Source organism: Bacillus sp. FJAT-27445 (assembly GCF_001510665.1).
Lineage (GTDB): Bacteria > Bacillota > Bacilli > Bacillales > Cytobacillaceae > Bacillus_D.
Genome location: NZ_LMTI01000001.1, coordinates 523422 through 550420 on the forward strand (window position 1 = coordinate 523422; position 26999 = coordinate 550420).

Consider the following 26999-nt stretch of genomic DNA (forward strand, 5'->3'; position numbering starts at 1 on the left):
CAGTCCATTAAAATAGGATTGCCCTGTATCAAAAATGGGGCAATTCTATTTTATGTTTCTAAAGCTCATGAACCAATGAATGTTGCGGCGCATATCGTGTATGTATTGAAATGTATCCAATCCTTCATGTCCTCTCCTCAAAGATTTCCATCCATTTTTCCCTATCATCTACTCACCAAAAAATAGTATAATATCCTTTAAATAAACAAAATTCGATATATTTTGTAAATATAGAAAAATTTGAAAGAAATAGAAACCTATTAATAACTAATCCGTATAAAGACATACATATTTTTTCAAAATCTTACATAAATGATTTTGGATATTTAACCGGTTTATTTTCCGAATTTTTCCACCTGTGGAAAAGTTGAAATTATAAATAGTTTAGGGGGAGTGAAGGATGTCAAAAATTTGGAAATTGATTACGCTACTATTCGGGGTAACCCTTGCTAATGTAATTCTTCTTTCCCCTGGATTTATGGGGGTAAGGATTGTCGGCGGCAGTGCTCTTGAGACATCCTTTGGGGTGACGGTGCTGTTTGTCAGTCTCATTGTAATTCTTTTAAGTATTTATGGGATCCTGTTCAAAAAGGTTCCAGCCGTACATTTGAGGGAGCTAAAAACAAATGAGGATTATGTAAAAGCCCTTCAATCTTATCAAAATATTAAAGCATTAAGGGAAGACATTGTATTCGCTTTAGGGCAGGAGCTTCGCTTGAAAAAGAAAAAAGGCGGGCTGCTGACCCTTCTGGATGAGCGGTTCGACAAAACCGAATTAAGTTATCAAAAATTCGCCAATGTCGTAGCCGAAGTAGAAAAGCTCTTTTATTTGAATATCCGCAACATCCTCAACAAAGTCAGTACGTTCGATGAAACAGAGTACGAAAGCGTGAGTGGAAAAAATACGAGCCGTTTCTCTAAAGAAATTCTTCAGGAAAAAAAGGAACTTTATAATGAATACCTTTCTTTTGTCAAAAATGCAGTGAATATTAACGAAGAGATTCTTTTGTATATCGATAAACTTGTCTTGGAAATTTCAAAGCTGAACACCATTGATATTGACGATATTGACAATATGGCTGCAATGCAGGAAATGGATGCATTGATCAAACAAACAAAACACTATAAATACTAGAAGGAGCACTGGCTTATGAATAAAGGTAAATTTCTGATCGTCTCACTAATTGCTGTTGTTGTATTTTTTGGGGTTGTCTATGCTGGCATCTCGCTTACTTCGAATCTAGGAAAATCTAAAAAACAGATTACGGCTGAAAATGCTGAAGCACAGCTGGATAAAATGTATTCCAAGATCGATGTGACAAAAGGAAAGCCTGCTAAAGGGCAGATTGACTTAAATCCAGCGGATCTGGCTGAAGAACTGCCTGATATCAATAAGTTTCCTGTAACCGTCGAAAATTCAACCGAATCATTTGTTGAAATCTTCTCGTCGCCTGAAAAAACGGGCAAAGGGAATGATTCATGGCTAAACGAAGTAGCAAAAGACTACAACGCTGCAAAGCTCCAAGTGGATGGAAAGGTCGTCAGTGTGAAGATTCGAAGCATTGCCTCTGGTACAGCAACAGACTATATCAAATCAGGAAAATATGTTCCCGACGCCTTTACCCCTTCTAATGAGTTTTGGGGAGAGATGGTTAAAGATAGCGGGGTAACAGCTGAATTAATTTCAAAAAGGATGGTCGGAAACGTGCCTGGCCTTGTCATCAAGAAAAAGAAATATGACCAGTTAGTTGACAAATATGGCTCGGTAAATGTGAAAACTGTTACGGATGCGATGGCGAAAAATGATTTTGCCATGGGATATACCGATCCATTCGCAAGTTCGACAGGCCTTAATCTCCTTTTGACCGCTTTAAACACTTTTGACAAATCCAACCTTCTGGGGGAAAAGGCAGTACAGGGTTTCGAACAATTTCAATCGAATGTGCCATTCACAGCATCTACGACATTGCAGATGCGGGAAGCAGCCAAATCGGGTGCGTTGGATGGGTTCGTGCTTGAGTATCAAACATTCATCAATTCACCTGATTTGAAGGATTCATATGTATTCACTCCGTTTGGCGTCCGCCATGACAGCCCATTGTATGCCATTGGCAATATCTCTGATGAGAAAAAGCAAATCATTCAACAATTTGCCCAATTCTCCCAGGAGAAAAAGTATCAGGAACTCGGCAAGAAATACGGATTTAATGGCCTTGATTCTTACGCACCGGAAATGCAAACGGTTGACGGCGCCACTCTTTCGGCCGCTCAAAAGCTATGGAAAGACAAGAAAAACGCCAATAAGCCGATTGTAGCAGTGTTTGTTGCGGATGTTTCTGGAAGCATGAATGGAGAACCAATGAACAGAATGAAAGAAAGCTTGCTTAAAGGCCAGAAATATCTTGGCAAAAATAACAGCATTGGGTTGGTTACTTATTCTGATGATGTAGAAATCAATTTGCCGATTGCTCCATTCGATACGAACCAGCAATCATACTTTGTCGGAGCTGTCGAAGGCCTGCAGGCAAACGGGGGAACCGCGACATATGATGGGATTGTCGTCGCCATGAAATTGCTGAAGGATGAAATGAAGATGAACCCTGATGTGACCCCTCTCATTTTCGTTTTGAGCGACGGGGAAACGAATCGGGGACACTCATTGGACGACATCCGCGGATTAATTCAGGCTTATAAGGTTCCAATCTATACAATCGGATATAACGCTAACCTCAAGGCTCTTCAGACCATTTCATCGATCAATGAAGCAGCGAGTATTAATGCTGATTCAGATGACGTCGTCTATAAGATTAAAAACCTGTTCAACGTACAATTGTAATTTTCACGCCAATTAAAAGCATGAGCTTGTAAAATACACTATAACGGGGGGAAAACCTATGTCGTTTTCAATGACTGTTGCAAGTCCTGAAGAAGTAAAGGCGCTTATCGAAGAACAAGTCAAACCTGTTCCAGAGGAAATTTCAGAGCTGCAAAAGGCAGCCAATCAGAACGTTTCAACGATTATGGGATTGGATGTCGAATCACTTGATCAGCGAAGTGAAGTATTAAAAAGCATCGAAAGTTTCGGGTTAAACACAATGAAGGCTTCGTCCAACAAGAACTCACTTCTTCAAGTGTCGGTCGGGAACCTGGCAAAACAGGGCGATGAAGGAAGCCGTGTCGCAAAAGGCCTTACTGACCTTCAAACTCAATTGAAGGACCTCGATCCAAGTGTGATCGATTTTGCAAAAACGGGCTTTCTTGGGAAGCTGTTCAACCCTCTTCGGGCGTACTTCCAGAAGTACGAAAAAGCGGACAGCGTCATTTCGGATATTGTAACAAGCTTAGAAAAAGGAAAAGTGACTTTGAAAAATGACAATACGACGCTTCAAATCGAACAGCAGGGACTTCGGGATTTAACGAAAATCCTTCGAAAAGAAATTGAACTTGGATCGTTGATGGATGAAGCGATCGAAGCTCAAATCGAACAGGCTAAAACAAGAGGTGAAGACCCGGATAAAATTCGATTCATCACAGAAGAATTGTTATTTCCGCTCCGTCAGCGAGTAATGGATTTGCAGCAAATGCTCACAGTTAACCAGCAAGGGATTATTGCGTATGAAGTCGTCATCCGCAACAACAGGGAACTGATCCGTGGTGTTGAACGGGCTAAAACCGTTACGGTTTCCGCTTTGAAAATTGCTGTTACCGTAGCAAGTGCTTTGTACAATCAGAAGATTGTCTTAAAAAAGATCGAAGCCCTTAACGCAACAACGAACGATTTGATTGCAGGAACTAGCAAAATGCTGAAAGTGCAAGGTGTGGAAATTCAAAAGCAGGCAATGGAATCAAGCGTTTCTGTTGAGACATTGAAAGTCGCGTTTGCTGATGTAATCGAGGCGATGGACTCAATCAGTACGTACAAACAGGAAGCATTGCCGAAAATGCGTGAAACCATCAACCAATTCAAAGAGTTGGCTGAAACAGGCGAAAAACAGATTCAGCGTCTCGAAAAAGGCAATGAAGTAAACCTCCTAAGTAATTAAAATTATAAGAAATAATAATTCCCCTCAGCTAAATTAATCGTTTCAATCTGATCCGGTATACAATGACCCGGCCGTAACGAATATAGTTGCTGAGATTCTCCAAAATGCAAATGATAATAATATTTAAGAAGTAAAGGAATTCCCAGCCTTGCCGCCATCAGAAGACTTTGCTTCTTTTGCATTGCTCGTACTCCAAAAGGGGTGGAGTAGCCTTATTTTAACCATAACCCTAAATATGATATTGATGAAGAATCGCTGGTTGTCGCTGCCAAGGCAGTTGGACATATTGTATGTGGCTTTTATGGATTAGACTAGAAAAAATAGGTCTGGATAACCTTTTCCTCCTTGGGTTATAATGAGTTTTTGTTTTGTGACGAAAAGGTGAAATTTCAATCAGTGGAGGTTTTCATCCCTCCACTGATTTTTAGTTACATCTATTACGAATACACTCGGTGAAAGGAGGGGTGCGCTTTTACGTGGGACATACTTAATATCATTGGTACCCTTGCTTTCGCAATAAGTGGTGCCCTTATAGCCAGGGAAGAGGATTATGATATCCTTGGAATTTACGTTCTTGGGTTTACGACTGCTTTCGGGGGAGGTCTTGTCCGAAACTTATTAATTGGAATTCCGATTGAAAACACGTGGATGCAAGGGAACTTATTTCAAATAGCCTTTTTCGCGATTACGCTTGTCTTTCTGTTGCCCAATAAATGGCTTGACCAAATTAAAAATTGGATTGTCTTTTTTGATGCGATTGGTCTGGCGGCATTTGCGATCCAGGGAGCGAACTATGCAGTTTCGGTTAGTGCGCCTTTCATTGCCGTCATCATCGCCTCGACGATTACCGGTGCAGGCGGCGGGATGATACGTGATGTCTTTGCTGGCCGAAAGCCTATGATTTTTCATTCTGAAATTTATGCTTTATGGGCAGCGCTTGCCGGTTTCGCAATCGGTTTAGACTTGATACGTGGGCCTTACATGACAGCGTTCCTGTTGATTCTTATTGTATTCTTAAGGATTATATCGGTTCGCTATAATTGGAATTTGCCACATAACATCCCTTATGAAAATAAGAGAAGTATGGGTGGTTAAGCCAAATGGTAAAGCCTTAATTCACTGTTTATTATCATAGATAAACAATCGGGCACTCGTCTTTAGCAAAGATGAGTGCCTTTTAGTACATAATAATAGAACAAGTTGTACGGAACTTAGTTTTTTACGTATAGAGGAGGTATGTTAAGGGGAACCAGCGCCGTTACGAGTATCTGTTTGCGCGCCAATTTGTACTTCTATATTTCTCAGGCGCAATTCAAAGAACGATTAAGTTGCTAAAAAGCAAAATTAAATTAGACCGACAAAATTCATGTCGGTCTACTAGTAAAAAATTCTTAATCCCTCATTGCTCCTGCTTCACGCGAAGTCATTGCTCCTTGTCCTGCGTTTACATCTTGCTGTATATCCTGTTTCACTTTTCGGCTGTCGGTGCCTGTGGATTTAATAGCGTTGTTTCTGTTTTGCTGTTGATTCTGCTTCATTTTCGATAACCTCCTCTAATTTGGTTATCCATTATTATTAGCAAAATCGGACGTTGTATATTCTTGGTCTTCTTTTAAAGAAAGGGATTTACTGTATTTTTATGGAAATTTTTAATCCGTGGAAATATGTATTTAAATTATAGTTCCTTCGATGACACTGGCAAGAAAAGCTTAATTCCGCGTTTGTTCATTGGCAGGATTTTTAAATCTGCGATTAGGTGACTGACATAGCCTCCTAAACATGTATAGAATACCCCCTCGATTCCGAGTGATGCCTCCAATTTATAAGCAATGAATCCGAAGAAGATAACCCCCAGGAGTGAATGGGTGTAACTGCGGTGCGAAGAAAAGGACGCGATAATAACGTAGACTCCCAGTAGGATTAACCAAAGTTCGTCCAAGGAAAAACCTCCCGCAATGACCACAGCTCCGGTAATCGTCAGCATATGTTTTTGCTTTATAAACGATGCAACCACATTGATCATTACTCCGATGCCGAGTCCGAGCCATCTTTCAGTCGCTGTTTTCTCAATAAAACTGTACAAAATCATGAGTATGCCAATTAACTGGGCGGATAATCTAATCATCTTATGCGACAACGTAATTTTGCCGCGAAGCTTCCCGTCAATATCTAGATCAGGCATCAAGCCTGAAATGCCTCCTAATCCGACAAGCAAGAGTGTTGCGGACGGAGAGGCTGTAAATGAATTGGCTACAACAAACCCTGTTGCTGCTCCAATTGCTGCGTGCGATGTGCCATTCATATTCATTTCTCCTTAAAAATTTATGTAAAAAACCATAAATCTTATTGTACACCAAAACATTTGTTCTGTAGAGGGGTGATAGATAAAATACCAATCGAGGCCCCGTTCTTTTTGTAAAATCATTCATTTTGATTATAAAATCAGAGCATTTGGAGGACCATAATGCCATCGATACTGGAGGTGGTTTTATGGAACAAAACAAAAAGAATTTCACATCAGTCGGCACGGATATCGAAGAAGTGAAACGGCTGAACACCGAGTCCGGATTGTCCTATAACGAGGTAAAGGACCTACTAGCAAAAACAGGCGGAAAGGGAACAGCGATGTATAGTGATACGGATATCGAGGAAGTAAAACGGCAAATACATCCTGGCAGTGAAGAATAAATCTATGAGGAAACCCCATTCGGATACGATATTGTTTCGGAATGGGGTTTTTCTTCTGTTATTTTTTTAATGTTGATAATTGGGTAAATCTTAAGGAAAACCAACTTACAAAGGTTTCCCGATTTTAGTGTTGTTCTATTCAGTAGCGTTTATCTGCTCGCAAAGCCTTTCCCTACAACTGTTTTTTTGTCCAAATCAACAAAAACCGTAAGTTTTCCCGAGGAATCCGTCTCAGTATTATTAAAAGTAACAGAATAAACTTGGTCTTTGTCATATTCCTTATCTATGTAAGATTTGTTTTCACCACTAACTGTTATTTTCTCTACGATTGAATCTTTCGGGCTTACAGGTATTAAATGTTGTTCTTCATCTGTAAGACTATTGAATGCGATCATTTCAATCGGTAATTTTCCATTAGGTTTAATGAAATTGCAACCCATCACAGTTGAAAATAAAACAATTAACACTGGAATAAATACTAATTTTTTCAATATATCTGCCTCCTTTCCATAAGTGACGAACATACTTTATATTAGTTTCTTTTTAATTCCAGTTATTTATCAAACCATCTTTTCCAATTCTCATTATGTATTCATCTCCATCATCTGTCCTTACTGTCTTTACATATTTGAAACCAACTTTTTCATATGTTTTTATTGAGTTTTCATTATCGGGTTCAGGCCCTAATATACAACTATCTGAATCACTAAGAGAGAATACAATCTCCTTTAAAAACCTGCCAACGATTTGTTTGCCTAATCCATTATGAATGAACTCTTCTTCGCCAATGAATAGATCCAGACAGGATGCATTTTCATCTATTGCTACCTGTGTTGCATAATCAGGATAGTCGTTTATTTTATAAGTTTGTATATAGCCAATAGGCTTATTTTCATAAGAAATGATATAACTTTGTGTAGATTTTTCATTGTTTATGTATGGTAAGTACTTTTCTTTAACCTCATCAATGGTCATTTGTTTTTTGCCATACCATTGGGCAGCAAAACCATTGTTTAACCATTTATGCATTTTATCCAAGTCGTTACTATCCAGTTTTCTAAAGCTTAATAAATTGAAATCATAGCCCATAGCCAATTCCTCCAATTTTTTAATTTGCTTTTATAGCCCGGAATATTAGTGGAACTTTCCTCGTTACGAGCGACCTTCACCTTGCCCCTTGTGAATCAATAAAGGAAACCACACGTTTTTTCTAATTGTACCAACTCTTAAATTACTTGAATATAAAAATCAAATTCAACCTTTTGAAACACGTTTACAATTTTTCTCTATTATTGAAACAAATAACGATTTGTTTCGATTTGTTTTATAAAGGGGGGAGTCGGTGGGGGAGCAGTTGGAATTGAAACATTATTTTAGGACTAAAATCGGGATGTTTATCAGTTTTGCTTGTATTTTACGCATTCTGTCCAGGACGTTGAAGATATAACGCAGGAAACGTTCATTAAAGCAATTAAAAATATACGGACGCTGACGAATTCGGACCGGGGGAAGTACTGGCTTTTGGCAATCGCGAGGAACACAGCTATCGACCATTTGCGGAAAAGAAAAATGAAGGAGTTCCTACCCGATTTTTTTGAAAAAATCATCTCGGGCGAACAATCAATTGACGACCATATTCTTCGTAAGGAAGAGTGGGAAGAAGTGCATCATGCGTTATTAAAAATGAAACCCCATTACCGGGCAATAATGATCTTACGGGGAATCCAGGGACTGACGGTAAGTGAAACCGAGGAAATACTGAAAATCACAGAATTGAAGGTAAGGGTCGACTTTCATCGGGCCGTCAAGATTTTGAAAAAAGAAATGCAGGACAGGGAGAGAAAGGTGATAAGCGATGAATACAAACGATGAATTGACTCGTGAGGTAAAACAATTGCTGAGGTCTATTAAAAATCACTCTTCGCTGGAACCTCGGCAGCAAATTGTGTATGAATTGCAGCATAAAATATGGGAAGCCAAATCCAGCGACAAAACGCGCTTCAACCTAAAGCCGCTAGCAGCTGTTTGTGTCGCCGCATTGCATTTCGCACTCGTTGTCCTTTCCAATAAAGATTTACTTGATTTGGAACTCGCGGGGGAAACGGAGAAACCGTTTGCGATTGGTGAGGAATCCAGCTTAACGCTGCTACGGACAATTGAGTAGGGGGACGGAAAAGGCCAGGCTGGCTTGACGTTCATGGGCGAAAACGAAACATTACCCGTCACGATGACCAGCTTTGATGTGGAGGACGATACATTTTATTTACTGGATGAAGCGAAGAGGCAGGTCCTCATTGTTGGAAAAAATGGCAAGACAAACTCTTTTCCTATTAAGGGAAACAACCAAATGACAGGCACCCTGAAAGATATCCTTGTCACACCGGATAAACAAATTTACATCTTGAACACCTGGGATCCATTCGTTGTGTATCAATATACCGAGAATGGAAAGCTCGTTAAAACCCACGAATTTAAGGCCGAGCTGTTCCATCCGGATGAGCTCATTTTTGTTAAAAATATCGGTATTTTGGCAAGCCAAAGCCAGGAACGGTTCCTGAATATTGAAACCAGCGAAATGGTGGAAGGAAAATCACTTCCTTTTCAAATGGCAACGGTCAATCGAAAAGAAGCGGTCATCACCATCAATAAGGATGGAAAGCCGACGGAGCTGACGATTCCATACGAAGAGGGGATGGGACAAAGTGCAGTCGAAGCCATCACGGATCGGGAAATCAACTTTACGAAAACAGAGTAGCCGGCGGTGTATAAATCCCTATCGGAAACACATGTTTTCGCCTATAACAAACAAGGCGAAACACTTGGAGGCATCCGGATTCCGATTGAAAAACTGATTGAAGTTCCGCAAACAATCAAGTCGAATATAAAGGTGGATAAAAACAAAACCTACTTCCTCTCCACAGAGAAGAAGCATATCGCCATCTATGAATTAACCCTTGGGAAAAGGTTTGAAAGCTTTATCCAAAACCAAGCCGCTGAGGCGAAAATAGGCTTCGATTATAAAACTTTTGGCCGGCTATTCCCAGAACTCGAGTATGAAATAAAAAAGCTATTCACAACCGGCACGATTTTCTCGCAATACGGCGATGAAGACAGCCTAAATGGCGTCGCCATCGACGAATCTGGAACAGTGGTTGTAGACTTTAATGAATTCCACGCCGGAGGCCCATCCAGCCATCAAGCCGGCGAAATAGGCAAAGCCCTGAATGAAGCCATATTTCAAAAGTTCCCGGAAGTGCAAAAAGTATATCTTCAATTCGACGGAAGCTTCAGCGCCTGGTGCATCTGGATGCAAACAAGCGAAGAGCCGTGGGTACGGCCGTAAAAGTGCGAATGTAAAGCTAAGTTAGGTCTTATTAGCATATATTATAGGATAGCGTGAAAATTTCTACGACCATTATCACTGGTTGTACAATTTTTATGATTGTCAACCTCAGCCATAAAATACATGTTGAATTATATCTTTGTAAATAACCTTTAACTTTTCCTGAATGTCCTCTACATTCTTTTACTTCACGGAAAATATCATGTTTTTTAAAAAAATAAAAATAGTGAAATTTTTAGGATGTGTTAGGTACCAATATAGGTGAAAGGGTTCATGAAAGAAATTTCATTAAGGTGAATCGCTTAATGATCACCTTAGATAAAACAAATTCTCTTCTTGAACCAAAAATAAACCAAGTGAGATTGACAACTAGCTGTCTCACAAAAATGGAGGAATCAAAAATGGAAGTTACAAAAGAAGAAATGGTAAAACACAACCAGGTTTCTGATCTTATTGAAGTGGATTTAGCTTTAGAAAGTATGAGGGACTCTGGATTTGACCTGCCAACCGCTGCCGGTGAACCAGTAGACAATTCAATTGAAGCTAACGCAAATATCATTAAAGTTGATACAGGAACGAACGTTAAGAGAGTTGAAAAGATAGCGTTTAGTGACAACGGGATTGGAATCAAGCCTGATATATTAGCGAAGACTCTAAAGTTAGGGTTTTCTACTCGATATAATCAGCGAAATGGCCTTGGTAGATTTGGAGTTGGCTCAAAATTAGCAGCCTTAAGCCAAGCTAAACGTATTGATGTATATACAAAGCCATACGGTGATGAAAACATTTACCATGCGTTTTTTGATTTAGAGTTAATAAAAGCAGGAAAGCAATTTCATATCGTTAGTACAAAAGTGGAATCTTTCCCAAAAGAATATATGGATTTAATGACTGATGAAAATGGAGAACCATATTCTTCTGGAACGTTAATTGTTTGGTCAGAGGTTGATCGACTTGTAGACGGCGGCAAATTCGGAAATTCAATTAAAGAAGAGATCGATAAATTGCGTGACTTTCTAGCAAGAGCTTATCGCAAATTTATTGATCAGGGCGTACGAGTCTATCTAAATGGCACAAAACTGAGCTTATATGATCCTACCTTTCAATTAGAAAATCCACGTGCCTCAAAATTACTTGGGGACGATATACGTGCCAAAGTCATTGACTACCAAGAAATTGAAATTGATGGATATAAAGTAGAAATGACAGTAACTCTCTTACCAGAAGAATTTAGGCGAGTTGAAGGGGATGGTGCAATTAAAGGATCGGCAAAACATTTCAAGGAATTAAATATTCACAGAAATCAAGGCAAAATAAGTATTTTACGAAATGGAAGGGAAATTTTTTATGGAGTAATTCGAGGGATTTTTCCGTCAGGTATTCAACATCTAGACCGCTTTATTGGAGTAGAGATTAGTTTTCCTGCACAACTAGATGAATACTTTAGGGTGAAAAACGTAAAGAACGGTGCTCAACCAGTAGGAAAACTCGAGGAAGCAATTGGTAAGTTTTTAGAACGTCCAATTAAAGCTGGTAGAGAGGAAATCAGAACAGTATGGGAAACAACCAATAAAGATAAACGAAAAACCAAGCCAGAACACACTAATGCATCTGAGGCAGTAAAAAAAGCGGAACAAACTTCTCCACGTGGTAGAGCAGGGATGGATATTCAAAAAGAACAAGAACAAGAGTTAATCGATGAATTCATAACCGATGCTGGCTTTGATCCTCAAACAGAGTCACCAGAAATTGCAACTATCAAAAAGCAATTACAAGAGCAACCGATTACAATTATAGATGGTGCATGGAGGGGAAAAGAACTCCTAGATATAACACACTTGAACGGTAGAGCCATTCTAGCTATTAATCATAGGCATCCATTTATTAAAGATATTTATTTGCCAATTAAAAACCTGGCCGATTCTGATATTTCAAACCTTCAACCTGACCAAATTTCATCGTTAGCACGAAAAGTAGAAGGTGCTATTGATGTCCTATTCATGGCTTATGCCAAAGCAGAGAACATGAATGAAAAAGCAGATATTATATATGATGATTTACGCAGTTATTGGGGTCAATTTACGGCCGCGTATGTAAAAGAACTACTCAAAAAAACTGAATAACCTATTTATGTGGTACAGTGCTGATTTTATGCGCTGTACCATTCCATCGGTTTCCAATTTATGGCATAATGATAATTAGGATTGTAATCGACCATTGGCGGCTACAATTACAAAAATCATAAATCATAAATCACATCCACTATTCTACTGTGCGCGACTTTTTTGCAACCACAGTAAGAGGTAAAGGAGAGGTTAAAATGAATCATGATGTCGTTGAGGCATTATTAATTTTGTACACAAAAGAGTCTAAAGTAAATGACATCTATACTTTAGAGAAAATTGACCGGACATTAGATGAGTTAATTAGAAAAGCTAATTCTACAGGGGACCCTCAAAAACTGGTCAACAACTTTTTCGGGAATGCAGGAAATTTTCTTAGGAAAAGATCTAAATATAGGAAATTTACTTGCGAGAACCTTAACATTCTACTTGATTATGATAACTCGACTAATTATCACTCACATGATGAAGATAAAAATATGGAAATTGATTATCGTAATTGGGTTAAAAAATTTATTAAAAATAAGCGATACTGTCGAATCCTTCTGGCATTATGCGACGGTAAAAATGCGGAAGACATAGCTCTCCTCGAAAACGTATCTCTATCACAGGCACGTGTTCTCATAAATCGTGCTCAAGGTAAAGCCCGTAGCTTTAGGAAGGAGAGCATAGCAATATGACTGGTGTTTCCCATAGACTTATGAGTCTAACTCCGTGGTTAATAAAGGCCTTAATCCCATCTGGCAATATAGGCAGCTATGTCTTATATAAAAGATCCCAAATGACTAATATTCACCTTCCAATATACATTGGAAGGTCTGATACAGATCTCCAAAGAAGACTTTGCAACCATCCTTATTTAGGAAAGGCAACACATTTTCAATTTGATATAACTAATTCACCAGAAAAAGCGTTCTTAATGGAGTGTTCTCTGTATCATGCTTTAGTAAATGTCTTAGAAAATAAGATACATCCAGCAGTTCCTGTAGATTCTAAATTAAAATGCCCTTTTTGTAATTTTCATTTACACAAAAAAGTAGCTTTTTCTTTGCCCCATTCAAAATTAACCATTAGGATGATTTCTTATCAGGGTTAATCTTATACCATTATACAACGAGCCATAAAAAGGCTCCCTCTTAAGATGTCTTCGAACAGGTGCTAGAGCTAATGCAATTATGAAGATTGAGTTCGGATTTATTGACCCAACTGTTGAAATAGCATAAATTACAATAACTATGCCTAGCTAATGCTGGGCATTTTTGTTTAGGTTTATTCGAATAATATGGAACTATAAAACCTAAAAAAACCAGAAAGGGAAACTCAATGAATCCAGTAGAAATCGAAGCGGCAGTCTTCGATTTGGCAATTCAGCCTTTTGACAATGAGGAATACCAGTTTGCATTCCTGCGGGCGTTTGGAAACAAGGAGACAACAATTAAGCGCTTGCGCTTTGGTGAATACAATAGCTCAAACCTGGGAGGCGTGCTAAGGACAACCAATTTAAATATAATGGTCACGGAGCCGGGCGAACTAACCAAAACTCTCAATGCACTAAAAGCAAGCCGGGATTGGAGAGGCTGTACGTCGTGCGACTTTACCGTCTTCGTGAGCAGATAGAATGAGGATCCTTCTTGAGCCACTCGATTACCATGGACTACTGATTATGAATGCAACAGTCGAGACGGAGGTATTGCTGGATTACGATGATCATTAACCCTTGGAAAAAAGCAGGAAAACTTTCTCCAAAAACAAGCCCCGATGCAAAAATCAGCTTTGATTACAAAACCTTCAGCCAGCCATTCCCGAAACTCGAGAAGGAGATAAAACGCTATTTACAATTGGGATAATCTTCTCGCAATACGCGATGAAAACAGTGTAAACGGTGTTGCCACCGCTGACTCCGGAATCGTCGTTATCGATTGCAAGGAATTCCACGCCGGAAGCCCGTCCAGCCATCAAGCCAGCGAAATCTATTAAACACTGAATGAAGCCATATTTCAAAAATTCACCGAAGTACAGAAAGTTTATTGTAGCTTCAGTACCTGGTGTATTTGGATGGAAACACTGAAGAGCCGTGGTAGAGGCTGTAAAAAGGCTCTTAAATAGTGATGAAAAAAGTTCCTTTTAGGGAGGACACATGAAAACACTGATTCAAATCCTGGCCGGTATCATCACCGGCTATCATTTATTTTATTTCATGGGGATAGAGCTGGTTACCCACATAAAAATATATACCTTTATATCAATTCACCCCTCTTTTACCTCCTTGTGTCCATCGGTATTGCATTTCTATTCACACTGGTTATCCGGAAACTCTTCCCCTTTGGGCTAAGCATTTCCGTAACCATGATTTTGCTGCTAATATTGTCGTCATTCAACGACGTTTGGGACAGCCTTCTGTTTATTTTATGACAGTTCCCAAATTTTTTCTAAAAAAGTTCCAATTAATATGATATCATTTATTAGGACTATCATAATATAACTATCAGCGCAACGAAGAATAAGCGCCTACTCTATTCAAAGGGCTGTCGCATCGCAAAAAGGTGCTGGAACTTAGGTAATTAGCAGCCTAAATCACCGCTTTTTTTAAGGACACCACACGTATGCCCTTTTTTAGTTCAATGAATAAAAAATGACAGAGTCTAGTAAATCAATATAAAACGGCATAAAATATTTATTTTCAATGGGAGGTGAATTGAATTGAGTTTTCTTGAATTGGATATTAAATCTGAATATCGCTCTTTAAAAGATAATATTGCAAGAGAGTTTTATATTCCTTTATTAAAAAGAGCTACATTGTATAAAAGAGCGGTTGGCTTTTTTTCCTCTACTTCCCTAGCTGAGATATCAAGCGGTATAGCAGGCTTAATTCAAAATGGTGGAAGTATAAATTTAGTTGCTTCCCCTAATTTATCCGAAGAAGATCTACTTGCAATAAAAAAGGGCTACGAGAATAGGGATAAAATAATTGAAAAAGCTCTGCTTACTTCCTTGTCAGAGCCCAAAGATTACTTCGAAGAAGCTAGATTAAATATACTAGCTAATTTGATTGCTGCAAAAAGGCTTGATTTAAAAATTGCTTTTCTAGAAAACAACGAAATGTTAGGCATGTATCATGAAAAAATGGGCTTACTATATGATAAGGAAAACAATGTTATAGCTTTTTCTGGTTCAATGAATGATTCAAGTACGGCATTTAATATTAATTATGAGACTATCGATGTTTTTCTTTCCTGGACAAGTGATCTTCAAAGGGTAAAGGACAAAGAAAAAGCATTTAATAATATTTGGAACAATAATGAAAGAAATATCCAAATTATAGATTTCCCCAAGGTACGGGAAGAAATTTTAAAGAAATATAAAAAGGGGCCAATGGATCTTCAAATTGATCAGAAAGTTTTAGAGACACGATTAACATATGAGACTAAAGACAGTAGTCTTAAAGTTCCTAAATTACCGTCGAGTTTAGAGTTACACGATTACCAAAAATCAGCAATTGATAATTGGAAAGAAAACTCTTTTAGAGGGATATTTGATATGGCAACCGGGACAGGAAAAACTTTAACAGGTCTAGGAGCAATAACTACATTATCCGAGGATTTAAATCACGAATTGGGTGTTGTGATTGTATGCCCTTATCAACATCTAGTAGAGCAATGGGTTGAAGATATAAATTATTTTAACATTGAACCTATTATAGGATATAGTAATTCATCTCAAAAAGACTGGCGGTTAAGATTAGATAATGCTATAAGGGATTACAAATTAAAAGTAAGGAACAGAAAATTTTTTTGTTTCATATGTACAAACGCTACTTTTTCATCTACGTTTGTTCAAGATAAATTGGGAAAAATGAAAGGGAATTTGTTGATTGTTGTTGATGAGGCACATAACTTTGGCTCATATAGATTAAGTTCATTATTAGATAACAAATACAACTATAGATTAGCTCTATCGGCAACACTTGAGCGCCATCGTGATGAAGAAGGTACAGAAAAACTAGTATCATTTTTTGGGGAAAAGTGTATAGAATATCCTCTAGACAGGGCAATTAAAGAAAAGAAGCTAACTCCTTACAAATATTATCCTATTTTAGTAAGTTTAAACGACCAAGAGCTCTCTCAATATAAATTACTTTCTCATGAAATAAGTAAGTGTATTATTATGGATAAAAACGGAAGGAAAAAATTATCTGAAAAAGGGGAGAAATTAGCATTAAAGCGAGCAAGGTTAGTAGCAGCAGCTAAAGCTAAACTCGACACTTTAGAAAAAGTAATTCAACCCTATAAAGAAGATAATTACTTGCTTGTATATTGTGGTGCTGCTTCGATGTTAGGAGAAAACGATGAAAAATCTGAAACATTTGATGAAGAAATTAGACAAATTGATGCAGTGACTGATTTGCTTGGTAACAAGTTAAATATGAAGGTTTCTCAGTTCACCTCAAAGGAAAATGTTGATGAGCGGGAAATTTTAAAAAAACAATTTCAACATGGCGAAAAATTACAGGCCTTGATAGCAATTAAATGTTTAGATGAGGGTGTAAATATCCCCAAGATAAAGGTTGCATTTATCCTTGCAAGTACAACAAATCCTAAGGAATATATACAACGGAGAGGAAGGGTCTTAAGGTTAGCAAAAGGTAAAGACTATGCGGAGATATATGATTTTATTACCACTCCAAGGCCACTTGATGAAGTTTCATCATTAACCCAAGAGGAAATGGAAAAGGATTTATCATTAATAAAAAATGAAATTAAAAGAGCAAAAGAATTTGCTCGAATATCACTTAATCCATTGGAGTCTTTTTCTGTAATAGAAAATATTATGGAAGCTTATTATTTATCTGATGACAATTTAAATAATTTCGATTTGGCATAAGGAGGAAATTTCGTGGAAAATGCTGATATTTTTATTGACCAAAAGAAGGCTGAAAGGTTACTTAGAAAGTTGATTTTAATGGAAAAACAGAATAACAGAACCAAACAGTTTAATGATTCTGAGATGGTTAAAAAAATTAAAAAAGCCATTGAGGAGGAAGTTGAATGTTATTAAAATCAATAAAATTATATAACTTTCGACAATTTATTGGAAAACAATTAGTAAACTTCTCAATTGACCCCAATAAAAATGTGACTATTTTAATGGGCGAAAATGGTTCTGGCAAAACAACTTTAGCACAAGCATTTACTTGGTGCTTGTATGGTGATACCGACTTTGATGATAAAGTGATACTCAATAAAGCAGTGGAAAGAGAATTATTACGAGGTGCTGAGAATAAAGTTCGTGTTGATATTGATTTAGTTCATAGTGGGACAGAATATACTTTGGTTAGAGAACAGGTATATAAAAAAGAGATTTCTGGAAAGCTTAAAGCTTTAAATACAACTTTTAATATCTCTTATAAAAGAATTGGTCAAGTTGAGTTTGTAAAGCCATTAGAAGTTGACTCTCTTATGAAACAAATTTTACCAAAAGAATTAGCAAGATACTTTTTCTTTGATGGTGAAAGAATAGACAATATGAGTAAAGAGATAAAAAAAGGAAAAAGCCAAGATTTTGCTCAAGCAGTTAGAGGACTCCTTGGCTTAAATGCTTTTTTATCTGCATTAGAACACTTAAAGCCAACTTCAAAATATGGAGTAATAGGAAGTTATAATCAAAGTTATGACTCTAGAAGTGATGTAAGAATTGCAGAACACACAAAAACAATTGATGATGCACAGTACCAGATAGATAAAATAGAAAATAGGTTAGTAGATATAGACACGGAAATTGAAATAGCAAATGAGCAAATAATGGATTTAAATATTCAACTGAGTAAATTAGAAGAAGCTGCAAGATTACAAGCTGAAAAGAAAAACTTCCAGTCCCAAGTTAACAGGGATACGAATTTTAGGGTAAACTTAATAAATTCAATGTTAAAAGAATTTAACAAAAATGCACATGGTTTTTTTGTTAAATCTTTGGTTTCAAAATCCCTTGAACAATTATCAAAAGGTGATAAGTTAGACAAAGGTATACCTGATATGCATGCTAGAACAATTGAATTTTTGATTGATCGAGGAAAATGCGTTTGTGGAACTAACATTACTTTTGGGAATAAAGAATATAAAGAATTAATTAGTGCCCTAGAATACCTCCCACCACAATCGATTGGAATAACTATAAATCAATTTGTAGCTGAATCAGAAGTAAAAGCAAAAGCTTCTGAACTGGTATTTGAATCTTTCGCAAATAATTATTCAACAATTAGGGATTATGAAAATAGAATTTTAGATTCTGAATCCAAAATACAATTAATTGAAAAACAGATTGGAGATCAAGATAAGACTGCAAGCTTACAACAGAAATTATGGATGTACCAGAAACAATTGAGGGATAGGGATGAGGAAAAGAATCAATTAAATACAGAAAAAGGGAAATGGCTAACTAAAAGAGATAGAGCAATTTCCGAACGATCTGAACTTAGTTTGAGAGATGAGAAAAATAAAAAAATTGAGATATATAAGGCGTATGCTCAATATATGTATGATGAAATATATAAGGTTTACAAAGCTAACGAAGCTGAAACACGTACAAAACTTCAACAATATGTAAATGAAATATTCAAGAGTATTTATGAAGGCGGATTATCGGTATCCGTTGATGAAAAATATAATATACAAGTGCTAGTGGAAGACGAAGGTGGTTACACTAATGATATTGAGACTTCAACAGCACAAAGTATATCTGTAATTTTTGCTTTCATTTCTGGAATAATTAAAATGGCTAGGGAAAATAGTTCAGATGGAGAAAACGTAAATAAATTATTAGAATCAGAGCCATACCCATTAGTAATGGATGCTCCCTTATCAGCTTTTGATAAAAGGAGAATAAAAACCGTATGCGACGTGTTACCTTCTATTGCGGAGCAAGTTATTATCTTTATTAAGGATACAGACGGTGAATTAGCAGAACAATACATGGGTAGTAAGGTTGGAAAAAGATATCAATTTGACAAGAAAAATGAATTTGAAACAAATTTACTCCCGAGGTGATTAATCATGTTGTTTAATAAGGAGTATTCTTTCCGTGGATCTCATGCTACCAAAGTAACGGAATTAACTGCTAATTTTAATGAGCATTCTGCAAAAATTTTTAATAGAAATATAGACGTTTATTTAATAGCTCCAATGGTTGGTTTTTTGTTTGGGCGTAAAGCTACAATAGATAAGTCTTCAGGTGAAACAACTAAAATATTTCCTGATCAACTTTCACGTGAGCAAACAAATCTAAAATATAATTACCAATTAATTATGTTACTTGATAAGAAAAACGAACCTAATTTTGAAAAGAGGCTAGATAGGGCCTTTAGGAATTATGGTAATGAGAGTCAAGAGACTCTGAATGACGAATCACTTTATGAGGAATACGTTTTGGGTGGAATAGATCTTCTTCATGAGAAATTAATTGACGGGGCTATTAACACAGAAGATTACCTTAATAGGCTTTATGACTTTTTGGAAGATTTTAATGATCGTTATAACACTGATATTTCCGACGAGCATATTTTAGATTTATGTGCTTTAGCGCGTAGTTAACTAAAAGCGGTGTATAAAGTGGCAAAAAAGACCCCTGTTAATTCGTTTCAATTAATGATTGAACTAAATAATGAAAGAGGCTTTTTAACATTTGACGACATAATAGATCATGCAGAAAAAAAATCTTTGCCTATCGATGAATTAGATCGTCTATGTGAAAGTTTGATATTAGAAGGCATAATTATTCTTGATAATGCTCCTGCAAAAACAGTTGTTCAAGCTAATGAAGAAAATAACCCTGGGAAACCTGAGTATGATAAGAGCAAACTTGATTACAATCAGATATATAATCGAGTACTTGAAATAGACAACTCTTTATGTGAGTATATTAATTTTCTAAGGGACATTGCGCCTCCACAACATAGAGAGGAATCACTTTTACTTCATCAAGCAATTGGAGGAAATTCATACGCTAGAGAACGATTAATAACAATGCATTTAAGAGTAGCCTTAAGAATTGCTTTGTGGTACCACGAAAAGTATGGATTTAATCTAGATGAAACAATACAAGAAGCAAATCTTGGGTTAATAGTTGCACTTGAAAAAATTCCAGAAAACACAAATTCTAGATTTTCCACTTATGCACCATGGTGGATCCGGCAAAACATTGATAGAAACACTCAGGGATTAAGTGCTGTGTATTACAGAATTCCTGCACATTTGCAAGAAACATTATATAAAATTGTTAAATATAAACGTAGACATAAATGCGCAGAATCCCAAAAGTTCGGTAATTGTACAAACATATTAAATAAAATTAGCGAACAATTATCGCTTCCTCAAGAAACGGTTCGAAAATATTTAAATATCTTACAAGATCCTTATAGTATAGAAGATCTGATTGAAAATGATACGATATCTGACCATAATGAATTAATGGATAATATAGAAAGAAATCTTGAATTACAATTATTAAATAAAAACCTCTCTGAATTATTTACTCTTTTAAAAGATAGAGAAAGAAAAGTAATCGAATTAAGGTTTGGTTTTTATGACGATAGACCCCGTACTTTAGAAGAAGTGGGTAATTTAATGGGAGTAACTCGGGAAAGAATTAGACAAATAGAGTATAAAGCATTAAAAAAATTAGAAAAACCATTAGCTAAAATTTTGGATACGTCTGTTTAAAAGTGCCATTGGGCACTTTTTTTATCGAATGTTTGTTCTTTCTTTAAACAATAATACTTTCTATGTTAGATTTTTAGTGTATAATTATTACTGGAGAGAGAGAACCAGTAAAGTTTTTAGTTTTTATAATGCTGGGTACCTTATACCAGTAGAAATTAAAAGAGTAGGTGGTATTATGGCTTACGCAAGACATGAGAGTTTTTATTTGCGTGATAAATGGGTGAGTAAGGGATTAAAGGTAATAAATGAGGACCCTCGTTTTTTTTATGATAAGGACGGCTTTGAGAAAATAGGTTTAGGTAAAAATATGGTTAAGTCTTTACGTTTTTGGCTAAGTGCTATGAACCTAATAGAGGAAACAAAAAGTAAAGAGCACCAAATGAGCGAATTAGGGGAACTAATTTTTTCGGTTGATAGACTACTACAAAGAAACGAAACGGTGGCGCTTATTCATTATAATCTAATCCGTAATAAAAATGATTTAGCTACAGTATTTTATTGGTTTTTTAATATCTACAAAGAAACCATTACACAAAGACCCGAATTAAAAAAGTCATTTAAAACTTGGGTTAAAAATAATGAACCTAAACCTGTGTCCGAGACTTCTTTAAATCGGGATATTGATGTACTAATACAACAATATACTAAAAATGCAAATGAAAATGATCCAGAAGACTTTATTTTTAGTCCTTTTACCAAGCTAAACCTTATTAAAGAAGAACCTTCAGAAGAAAAAAACGAAAATATTCGGAAAGTATCTCCTGAAGTTAATGAAATTGGCATTTCAGCATTGTATTACGTTTTATTAAACTATTCACTTGAAAAAGGTTTAGATTTAATTAGTCTTGAAGAAATCATTAATGAGCCGTTCTTATGGGGTAAAGTATTTAATCTTTCTAGAAACAAAATAATAGAAGCATTAAATATTTTAACGAACCATGAAAAATTTCCAATTGAGTATTTGAGAACAAATAATCTTGATAATGTTCGAGTACCAAAGATTCATCCAATTGAATTATTAAATTATGAGTTTAAAGCAGAGACAGGAAGGGCGACTATCAAGCATGGTGTTTAAGACTAGTGTTAACATTCGTTTCGATGTTGGAAAGGAAGAATTTATTAATAGATATATTCCGACTCCTTCACATACAGAAGTTTTGAAAGGTATATTAGACGGGTTCTTAAAAGAGAGCAATAGAGCTCATATTGTAGTGGGAGCATACGGTACTGGAAAATCGCTACTTGCTACAGTGGTAAGCAGCATAGTTTCAAAAAATGCTGATCCCTTAGGTGTAGAAAAACTAATAAAAAAATTTGTGTTTTTCGATGATTACATAGCTAATCAGTTTAATAGTGTAAATAACCTGAATAAAAGATACGTACCAGTACTATTAACAGGTAATGAAGGAAGATTTAGGCAAGCTATACTCTCAAATGTAGTTAAGGCATTAAAAAAAGAAGGTCTTGAAGTTGTTCTACCTGGAGTAAGTAAAAAAATTCTTGAATCGGTTAAGTTATGGGAAGAACGATTCCCACAAACATACTCTTCCTTTCTTGGATACTTGGAATCTTATAATAAGGATATTTCCTCATGGAAAGAGGAAATTAAAAATCAGAATGAAAAAGAGATTTCATTTTTTAGTGAGATCTATCCTTTACTTACATCGGGAGCTACTTTTGAAATAGGATACACTGAAGACTTTCTGGAGCAAATGGGTTACATTTCAAAATTATTAAATGCAAACAATTTAGGGTTAATGATTGTATATGATGAATTTGGACGATTTTTGCAAGGATTAAATAATTCTAGTCTTAATGAAACAATGCAAGATATTCAGGATTTAGCTGAATTAACAGATCGTGAAAAATCTTTGCATTTTATGCTCATAACGCATAAAAGTTTAAGACAATATTTTGGTGGAAACCAAGGTGATATTGCTAAAGAGTTTCAACGAATTGAAAAACGCTTTAGACAATACAATATTACCAGTGATCAAGCAACTTTCCTTAAGATTGCTGAAGTGATAATGACAGAAAATATTAAACAAAAACCTGTAATTCCTGAGTCAACTTATAATGATACACTAAATAGTTTAAAGAATTATTCCTTATTTCCAAGCTTAAATCCAAATGAAAGGGAGCAAATAATTGTAAGGTCTATGTATCCCTTACATCCAGTTACACTGTTTGTTTTGCCGCAACTTTCTAGTATCTTTGGACAAAACGAGAGGACTCTTTTCACATTTTTAGAAAGTGAAGAAACAGGTGGTTTATTAAACCATATAACTAAAACCAAGGGTTATTATAAACCTCACCAATTGTTTGATTACTTCTTTTCTGATACATCTGGTAATGATGTTGATCCTGAGGTTTCTAAACACCTTTTGCTATATAAAAAAGCTGTGGCAAGGATCCCCGACAATTTAGTTGATAAGAAGCTTGCATTTCAAATAATAAAATTTTTATCAATCTGGAGTTTATGTGGATTACAGAATGAACAAAAGATTACAACTGACTTCCTTAAGTTTGCTATACAAGAAATCGAAAATATTGATGCAGTTCTTGAAACATTAGCAAACCATAAAGTAATTAGGTTTAACAGATTGAATGAACATTGGGAACTTCATTCTGGAAGTGCTATTGATATCCAAGAGCAAATATCTGATAAAAAATCCGGACAAATCTTAACAAACACTGATATTCATAAAATATTGTTGAAAAATTTATCAAGAAAGTATTTCTTTCCAGAGAAATACAATGATGATAAAGAAATGACCAGATTTGCCAATATAGAGCTTCTTCTAGAAAGCGATTTGCAGGCGTTCGATAAGGTAAAATTAAAAAATAACATTAATGATTTAACTATATACTACGTTATTCCAGAAGATAGCGAAGCGAAAAATGTAGTAGATGATATTTCTAAATTATCGGGATCCCATAAAGATATTTTTGTAATTCATCCCAAACCCTTATCTTCAATAAAGGAGGAAATCTTAGAGAGTGTGATTATTGAGACCTTAACTTCGGATAAAGAATTACTTTCAGAAGATAAAGGTATTAAGGAAGAATTAACAATTTTATTAAAAGAAGTTAATTATGTTATTAATAGATTTTTATCATTACTAACAAATTTCGATCAAAATTTAATCTGGGTGTCAACTAGAAAAAGGATACCAATTAATAGTTCAATAGAATTGTCTGAGCTTTTGTCGGAAAAATGTTACCAACTCTATGGTGAAAGTCCCAAGATTATTAATGATTCTTTTAATAGAATGAACAGTTCTTCTCAACAAATTTCTGGGGCGAAGTTATTAATTGATCAAATTATAAAGGCACCTACAGAAGATCAATTTGGTGTTTCTGGTAATGGACCAGCATATGCAATTTATGCTTCAATATTTAAAAATAATTTTAATTTTGATTCTAACATCAGGAACTTAGACTACAGCTATATTGAGTATGGCCCATATAAAAAAATGAGAGAGAAATTAGTTGACTTATTAGATAAACAACCTAAAGGGAATTTTTCAGATATTATAGACATTTTTGCAAAACCTCCTTTTGGAATAAGAAAACCAGTTATACTTATTCTTTTAGTTGCTATGCTTAGAGATCGATGGAATGAATTTATGCTTTACCGGAATGAGATCTTTGTCCCCGGGTTGAATGGTAGTAAACTTTATGAAATTTTAGAAGAAGAAGGTCCTGAAAATTACCAATATGTCTATGAACATATTGATGAAGAGTTTATTAAATTCTTTAATACTATTGAAAATTTTTTCCACAGTCATATTGAAGATCGTCTTGAGGGACAACATAATTCGAGATTGATTCAGATATGTGGTACTTTGTTAAAATGGTTAAGATCATTACCAAGATTCACTCAAATTTCTGAGTCAGTCGACCAAGAATTTAGAACACTTCGGGATTTAATAAGAAGGACGGAAGTAAAACCTCAAAAGAGCATCTCGGATATATACTCTATTTACCATGATGAGAATATATTAGATTTATTAAGAATTAAGGAATATGCAGAAAACTTTATCTTGGTTGAAATCCAAGGACTTAAACAGGTAGTTTTAGAGAATACCGGAACTAAAAACTTTGAACAGCTTAGAAAATGGGCTGATAGTCAACATGAATATCTAAAGAAAAACAGTGAGTTAGTAAGGTCGATATTAAGTATTAAAACGGATGACTGGGTAGGGGAGTTTGCTGAAAATTTCTCTGGTGTAAGAGTAGAGGATTGGTCTGACAAAACTAAAGAAAAGTTTATAAAAGATATTGAACAAGGCGTCCATGAAATTAATCGGTTTTATATTGAGAGGGATAACCTATCACATTCTGTCAAAGAAACTCCTTCTAGCTATTATACTGTTCAAATTGGTAATAAATCAAAAGTAATAAATAAAGTGGAGTTCTCTGTAAAGGCAAAGACTGTTTATACGAATATTGACAGAATAATTAAAAATGCCGGTCGTAATATTCCGAAAAATGAATTGGAGTATATGATTTATCTTTTAATGGAAGAACATATTGAATAAACAGGAGGTGTTCACTTGGATACTTTAAATCGTAATCAAGTTCATATTGCCGTACTAACAGGTGGCGTTGCAAGTTCTTTTGTAGCAAAAAAAGTTGTTGAAAAGTATGGGAAAGATAACAGTAGACTGTTGTATTTAGATTTCTTTAGCGAAAATGGTGAAAATCCTAATTATATTGATAATCATAGGTTTATGAAAGAGGTATCTACTTTTCTGGATCTACCATTAATTAAAATTGAAGCTGATCCCACTGAAATAAACTATGAGTTTTGTTCTGGAGATGAAGATACATCTATTTTAAAATATGAAGTTGAAGTAAAATTAAAAGAGCTGGTAAATTATGTTCTATCTATTAGGGAGCAAGAAAAACTTAACCCAATATTATATTTTGGTAATGTTCCGGAAAATTTGTATGACAACAAATCTATTTGTTTAGAAAGTATAGAGAAGGGTTTTGCGAAGTCAACGGATATTATATCATTCTTTGAACAGCTCCCTATTGAACCTATCCATATAAAATTCCCGCTATATGATGAGGTCGATACAAAAACTTTAAATATAAAAAAAACTATTCAAGATGAGTGGGGAATAAATTTACCTCGTTCAGAACGTAAACGTATTTACATTGCGATGTTTTCTGGAGGGGCTGGTAGTGCATATGTTGCCTATTACATGGTACAGACTTTTGGGAAAGATAACTGTAAATTATTCTTTACAAACACTCTTTGGGAAGATGAAGATAATTTAAGGTTTATGGATGAAGTCTCAGATTATATTGGTCTTGAAATCACAGAGATATTAGATGGTAGAACTCCAGAGGAAGTCTTCTATGATTATAAGTTTCTAGGTAACTCTCGGTTAGCAAAATGTTCAGAAGAACTAAAAGTTAGACAAACACTTGTCTATTTAGAGGGCTTGCGTGACAACGAAAATTTAGAGCCTGTTTTATATTTTGGTATTTCACCTCATGAAAAACAGCGCCGAGATAATAGTCATATTAGGCGTAAATACAACATCATAGATGAAAATAGTCCGGACATGAATATTAGAAAGGCAGCTGGGATTAGGTCTTTTTATGAGCATTTCCCATTAGAACCCATTGAATCAAGATTCCCGTTAATTGAAACATTAAGGGAAGATCTTGACGCAAAGGGAATTATCCAGAATGAATGGGGTATTAATTTACCTCGGATGTACACTGCAGCAATAGAAAAAGCAGAAAGTGAAAATGATCCTATTGCAAAATTATTAGTTAAGTTCGGTATTTATGGATTCTCTCATGCTAATTGTGGTGGAAGGTGTGTTAGAGGCGGCTTACAACATTATGCAACTTTACTGGCTATATGGCCGGATCAGTACAAAGAACAAGAAGAAATGGAGGAGCGTTTTAGAGCTCACTTTGCTAAAGATGTTTCTATCCTTAAGAAAAATGGTGGGCCATATACATTAAAACAATACCGTTTAGATATTGAAAGAGAAGGAATTGAAAAATATCTGTTTAAACCAGATGATACTATTCCATGCGTTTGTTCCTTTTCATAACATCC

25 protein-coding genes and 1 pseudogene are annotated in these 26999 nt (G+C 35.6%); 21 read left to right on the forward strand and 5 right to left on the reverse strand.

Annotated elements, in window-relative coordinates; translation table 11 throughout:
* Window positions 1-400 precede the first annotated feature (400 nt).
* The 4 genes from AR337_RS02625 (at window position 401) to AR337_RS02645 (ending at window position 5138) form a co-directional block, all read left to right on the forward strand.
* Entirely contained in the window at window positions 401-1135 is a 735-nt protein-coding gene (locus tag AR337_RS02625; RefSeq protein ID WP_059170447.1) for a hypothetical protein, read from the forward strand.
* Between the two features lie 15 nt (window positions 1136-1150).
* Window positions 1151-2836: a VWA domain-containing protein gene (locus AR337_RS02630; RefSeq protein WP_059170448.1), complete on the forward strand. Its 1686-nt coding sequence runs from the start codon at window positions 1151-1153 to the stop codon at window positions 2834-2836.
* Window positions 2837-2894: 58 nt separating this feature from the next.
* On the forward strand, window positions 2895-4043 hold the full coding sequence (locus tag AR337_RS02635) for a toxic anion resistance protein (RefSeq protein WP_059170449.1): 1149 nt from the start codon (window positions 2895-2897) through the stop codon (window positions 4041-4043).
* A gap of 495 nt (window positions 4044-4538) precedes the next feature.
* Window positions 4539-5138, forward strand: coding sequence for a trimeric intracellular cation channel family protein (locus AR337_RS02645; protein ID WP_367576246.1), 600 nt, complete (start codon window positions 4539-4541; stop codon window positions 5136-5138).
* A 296-nt stretch (window positions 5139-5434) separates the two neighbouring features.
* On the opposite strand, the gene AR337_RS23415 is transcribed toward AR337_RS02645, so the two are convergent.
* Together AR337_RS23415 and AR337_RS02650 are read right to left on the reverse strand one after the other, a co-directional pair.
* The gene (locus AR337_RS23415; protein WP_172797488.1) at window positions 5435-5581 is read right to left on the reverse strand and encodes a hypothetical protein; all 147 of its coding nucleotides are present in this window, start codon (window positions 5579-5581) and stop codon (window positions 5435-5437) included.
* Between the two features lie 137 nt (window positions 5582-5718).
* Window positions 5719-6345, reverse strand: a complete 627-nt coding sequence (locus AR337_RS02650; protein WP_059170452.1) for a metal-dependent hydrolase — start codon at window positions 6343-6345, stop codon at window positions 5719-5721.
* Window positions 6346-6533: 188 nt separating this feature from the next.
* Here AR337_RS02650 and AR337_RS02655 point away from each other — a divergent pair, with 188 nt between their 5' ends.
* A complete protein-coding gene (locus AR337_RS02655; RefSeq protein WP_059170453.1) occupies window positions 6534-6731 on the forward strand; it encodes a hypothetical protein in 198 nt (65 codons plus the stop codon).
* 149 nt (window positions 6732-6880) lie between these two features.
* Here the strand turns inward: AR337_RS02655 and AR337_RS02660 are convergent, their stop codons facing one another.
* The gene (locus AR337_RS02660) at window positions 6881-7222 is read right to left on the reverse strand and encodes a hypothetical protein (RefSeq protein WP_059170454.1); all 342 of its coding nucleotides are present in this window, start codon (window positions 7220-7222) and stop codon (window positions 6881-6883) included.
* Between the two features lie 52 nt (window positions 7223-7274).
* Window positions 7275-7820: a GNAT family N-acetyltransferase gene (locus tag AR337_RS02665; RefSeq protein WP_059170455.1), complete on the reverse strand. Its 546-nt coding sequence runs from the start codon at window positions 7818-7820 to the stop codon at window positions 7275-7277.
* A gap of 309 nt (window positions 7821-8129) precedes the next feature.
* Here AR337_RS02665 and AR337_RS02670 point away from each other — a divergent pair.
* The 8 genes and pseudogenes from AR337_RS02670 to AR337_RS02705 form a co-directional block, all read left to right on the forward strand.
* A pseudogene (locus tag AR337_RS02670) lies at window positions 8130-8603 on the forward strand (RNA polymerase sigma factor); the annotation flags it as partial.
* Entirely contained in the window at window positions 8587-8895 is a 309-nt protein-coding gene (locus AR337_RS02675) for a hypothetical protein (RefSeq protein ID WP_059170457.1), read from the forward strand. The pseudogene AR337_RS02670 and the gene AR337_RS02675, both read left to right, overlap by 17 nt.
* A 33-nt stretch (window positions 8896-8928) precedes the next feature.
* Entirely contained in the window at window positions 8929-9486 is a 558-nt protein-coding gene (locus tag AR337_RS02680) for a hypothetical protein (protein ID WP_059170458.1), read from the forward strand.
* Between the two features lie 6 nt (window positions 9487-9492).
* Window positions 9493-10074, forward strand: a complete 582-nt coding sequence (locus AR337_RS02685) for a hypothetical protein (protein WP_059170459.1) — start codon at window positions 9493-9495, stop codon at window positions 10072-10074.
* Between the two features lie 401 nt (window positions 10075-10475).
* Window positions 10476-12197: an ATP-binding protein gene (locus AR337_RS02690; RefSeq protein ID WP_172797489.1), complete on the forward strand. Its 1722-nt coding sequence runs from the start codon at window positions 10476-10478 to the stop codon at window positions 12195-12197.
* 197 nt (window positions 12198-12394) lie between these two features.
* Complete coding sequence (locus AR337_RS02695; protein WP_059170461.1) at window positions 12395-12877, forward strand: hypothetical protein; 483 nt, start codon at window positions 12395-12397, stop codon at window positions 12875-12877.
* Window positions 12874-13293, forward strand: coding sequence for a hypothetical protein (locus tag AR337_RS23570; protein ID WP_059170462.1), 420 nt, complete (start codon window positions 12874-12876; stop codon window positions 13291-13293). The genes AR337_RS02695 and AR337_RS23570 overlap by 4 nt, the downstream gene beginning before the upstream one ends.
* Before the next feature lie 227 nt (window positions 13294-13520).
* The gene (locus AR337_RS02705; protein ID WP_059170463.1) at window positions 13521-13814 is read left to right on the forward strand and encodes a hypothetical protein; all 294 of its coding nucleotides are present in this window, start codon (window positions 13521-13523) and stop codon (window positions 13812-13814) included.
* A 171-nt stretch (window positions 13815-13985) separates the two neighbouring features.
* Here the strand turns inward: AR337_RS02705 and AR337_RS22995 are convergent, their stop codons facing one another.
* Window positions 13986-14198, reverse strand: coding sequence for a hypothetical protein (locus tag AR337_RS22995; protein ID WP_156424285.1), 213 nt, complete (start codon window positions 14196-14198; stop codon window positions 13986-13988).
* Window positions 14199-14897: 699 nt separating this feature from the next.
* On the opposite strand from AR337_RS22995, the gene AR337_RS02710 reads away from it, so the two are divergent.
* The 8 genes from AR337_RS02710 to AR337_RS23680 all read left to right on the forward strand — a co-directional run bounded on the left by AR337_RS02710 (window position 14898) and on the right by AR337_RS23680 (window position 26994).
* A complete protein-coding gene (locus AR337_RS02710; RefSeq protein ID WP_059170464.1) occupies window positions 14898-17078 on the forward strand; it encodes a DEAD/DEAH box helicase family protein in 2181 nt (726 codons plus the stop codon).
* 12 nt (window positions 17079-17090) lie between these two features.
* Window positions 17091-17252: a hypothetical protein gene (locus tag AR337_RS23000; RefSeq protein ID WP_156424286.1), complete on the forward strand. Its 162-nt coding sequence runs from the start codon at window positions 17091-17093 to the stop codon at window positions 17250-17252.
* Window positions 17243-19237, forward strand: a complete 1995-nt coding sequence (locus AR337_RS02715) for an AAA family ATPase (protein WP_059170465.1) — start codon at window positions 17243-17245, stop codon at window positions 19235-19237. Before AR337_RS23000 ends, AR337_RS02715 begins: the two co-directional genes overlap by 10 nt.
* Window positions 19238-19243: 6 nt before the next feature.
* On the forward strand, window positions 19244-19780 hold the full coding sequence (locus AR337_RS02720) for a hypothetical protein (RefSeq protein ID WP_059170466.1): 537 nt from the start codon (window positions 19244-19246) through the stop codon (window positions 19778-19780).
* A gap of 18 nt (window positions 19781-19798) precedes the next feature.
* Entirely contained in the window at window positions 19799-20908 is a 1110-nt protein-coding gene (locus AR337_RS02725; protein WP_059170467.1) for a sigma-70 family RNA polymerase sigma factor, read from the forward strand.
* Window positions 20909-21083: 175 nt separating this feature from the next.
* The gene (locus AR337_RS02730; RefSeq protein WP_059170468.1) at window positions 21084-21983 is read left to right on the forward strand and encodes a DUF4007 family protein; all 900 of its coding nucleotides are present in this window, start codon (window positions 21084-21086) and stop codon (window positions 21981-21983) included.
* Window positions 21973-25452 (forward strand): hypothetical protein, encoded by a 3480-nt coding sequence (locus AR337_RS02735; protein ID WP_059170469.1) that lies wholly within the window; start codon window positions 21973-21975, stop codon window positions 25450-25452. The genes AR337_RS02730 and AR337_RS02735 overlap by 11 nt, the downstream gene beginning before the upstream one ends.
* A gap of 15 nt (window positions 25453-25467) precedes the next feature.
* On the forward strand, window positions 25468-26994 hold the full coding sequence (locus AR337_RS23680; RefSeq protein WP_253701447.1) for a hypothetical protein: 1527 nt from the start codon (window positions 25468-25470) through the stop codon (window positions 26992-26994).
* Window positions 26995-26999 lie beyond the last annotated feature (5 nt).

Coding starts and splice junctions, on each gene's coding strand:
- AR337_RS02695 (WP_059170461.1), top strand. CDS start 12,395: ATGAATCATGATGTCGTTGAGGCATTATTAATTTTGTACACAAAAGAG.
- AR337_RS02705 (WP_059170463.1), top strand. CDS start 13,521: ATGAATCCAGTAGAAATCGAAGCGGCAGTCTTCGATTTGGCAATTCAG.
- AR337_RS02715 (WP_059170465.1), top strand. CDS start 17,243: ATGTTATTAAAATCAATAAAATTATATAACTTTCGACAATTTATTGGA.
- AR337_RS02735 (WP_059170469.1), top strand. CDS start 21,973: ATGGTGTTTAAGACTAGTGTTAACATTCGTTTCGATGTTGGAAAGGAA.
- AR337_RS23570 (WP_059170462.1), top strand. CDS start 12,874: ATGACTGGTGTTTCCCATAGACTTATGAGTCTAACTCCGTGGTTAATA.
- AR337_RS23415 (WP_172797488.1), bottom strand. CDS start 5,581: ATGAAGCAGAATCAACAGCAAAACAGAAACAACGCTATTAAATCCACA.
- AR337_RS02680 (WP_059170458.1), top strand. CDS start 8,929: ATGGGCGAAAACGAAACATTACCCGTCACGATGACCAGCTTTGATGTG.
- AR337_RS02675 (WP_059170457.1), top strand. CDS start 8,587: ATGAATACAAACGATGAATTGACTCGTGAGGTAAAACAATTGCTGAGG.
- AR337_RS02730 (WP_059170468.1), top strand. CDS start 21,084: ATGGCTTACGCAAGACATGAGAGTTTTTATTTGCGTGATAAATGGGTG.
- AR337_RS02650 (WP_059170452.1), bottom strand. CDS start 6,345: ATGAATGGCACATCGCACGCAGCAATTGGAGCAGCAACAGGGTTTGTT.
- AR337_RS02655 (WP_059170453.1), top strand. CDS start 6,534: ATGGAACAAAACAAAAAGAATTTCACATCAGTCGGCACGGATATCGAA.
- AR337_RS02720 (WP_059170466.1), top strand. CDS start 19,244: ATGTTGTTTAATAAGGAGTATTCTTTCCGTGGATCTCATGCTACCAAA.
- AR337_RS02625 (WP_059170447.1), top strand. CDS start 401: ATGTCAAAAATTTGGAAATTGATTACGCTACTATTCGGGGTAACCCTT.
- AR337_RS02690 (WP_172797489.1), top strand. CDS start 10,476: ATGGAAGTTACAAAAGAAGAAATGGTAAAACACAACCAGGTTTCTGAT.
- AR337_RS02635 (WP_059170449.1), top strand. CDS start 2,895: ATGTCGTTTTCAATGACTGTTGCAAGTCCTGAAGAAGTAAAGGCGCTT.
- AR337_RS02665 (WP_059170455.1), bottom strand. CDS start 7,820: ATGGGCTATGATTTCAATTTATTAAGCTTTAGAAAACTGGATAGTAAC.
- AR337_RS02630 (WP_059170448.1), top strand. CDS start 1,151: ATGAATAAAGGTAAATTTCTGATCGTCTCACTAATTGCTGTTGTTGTA.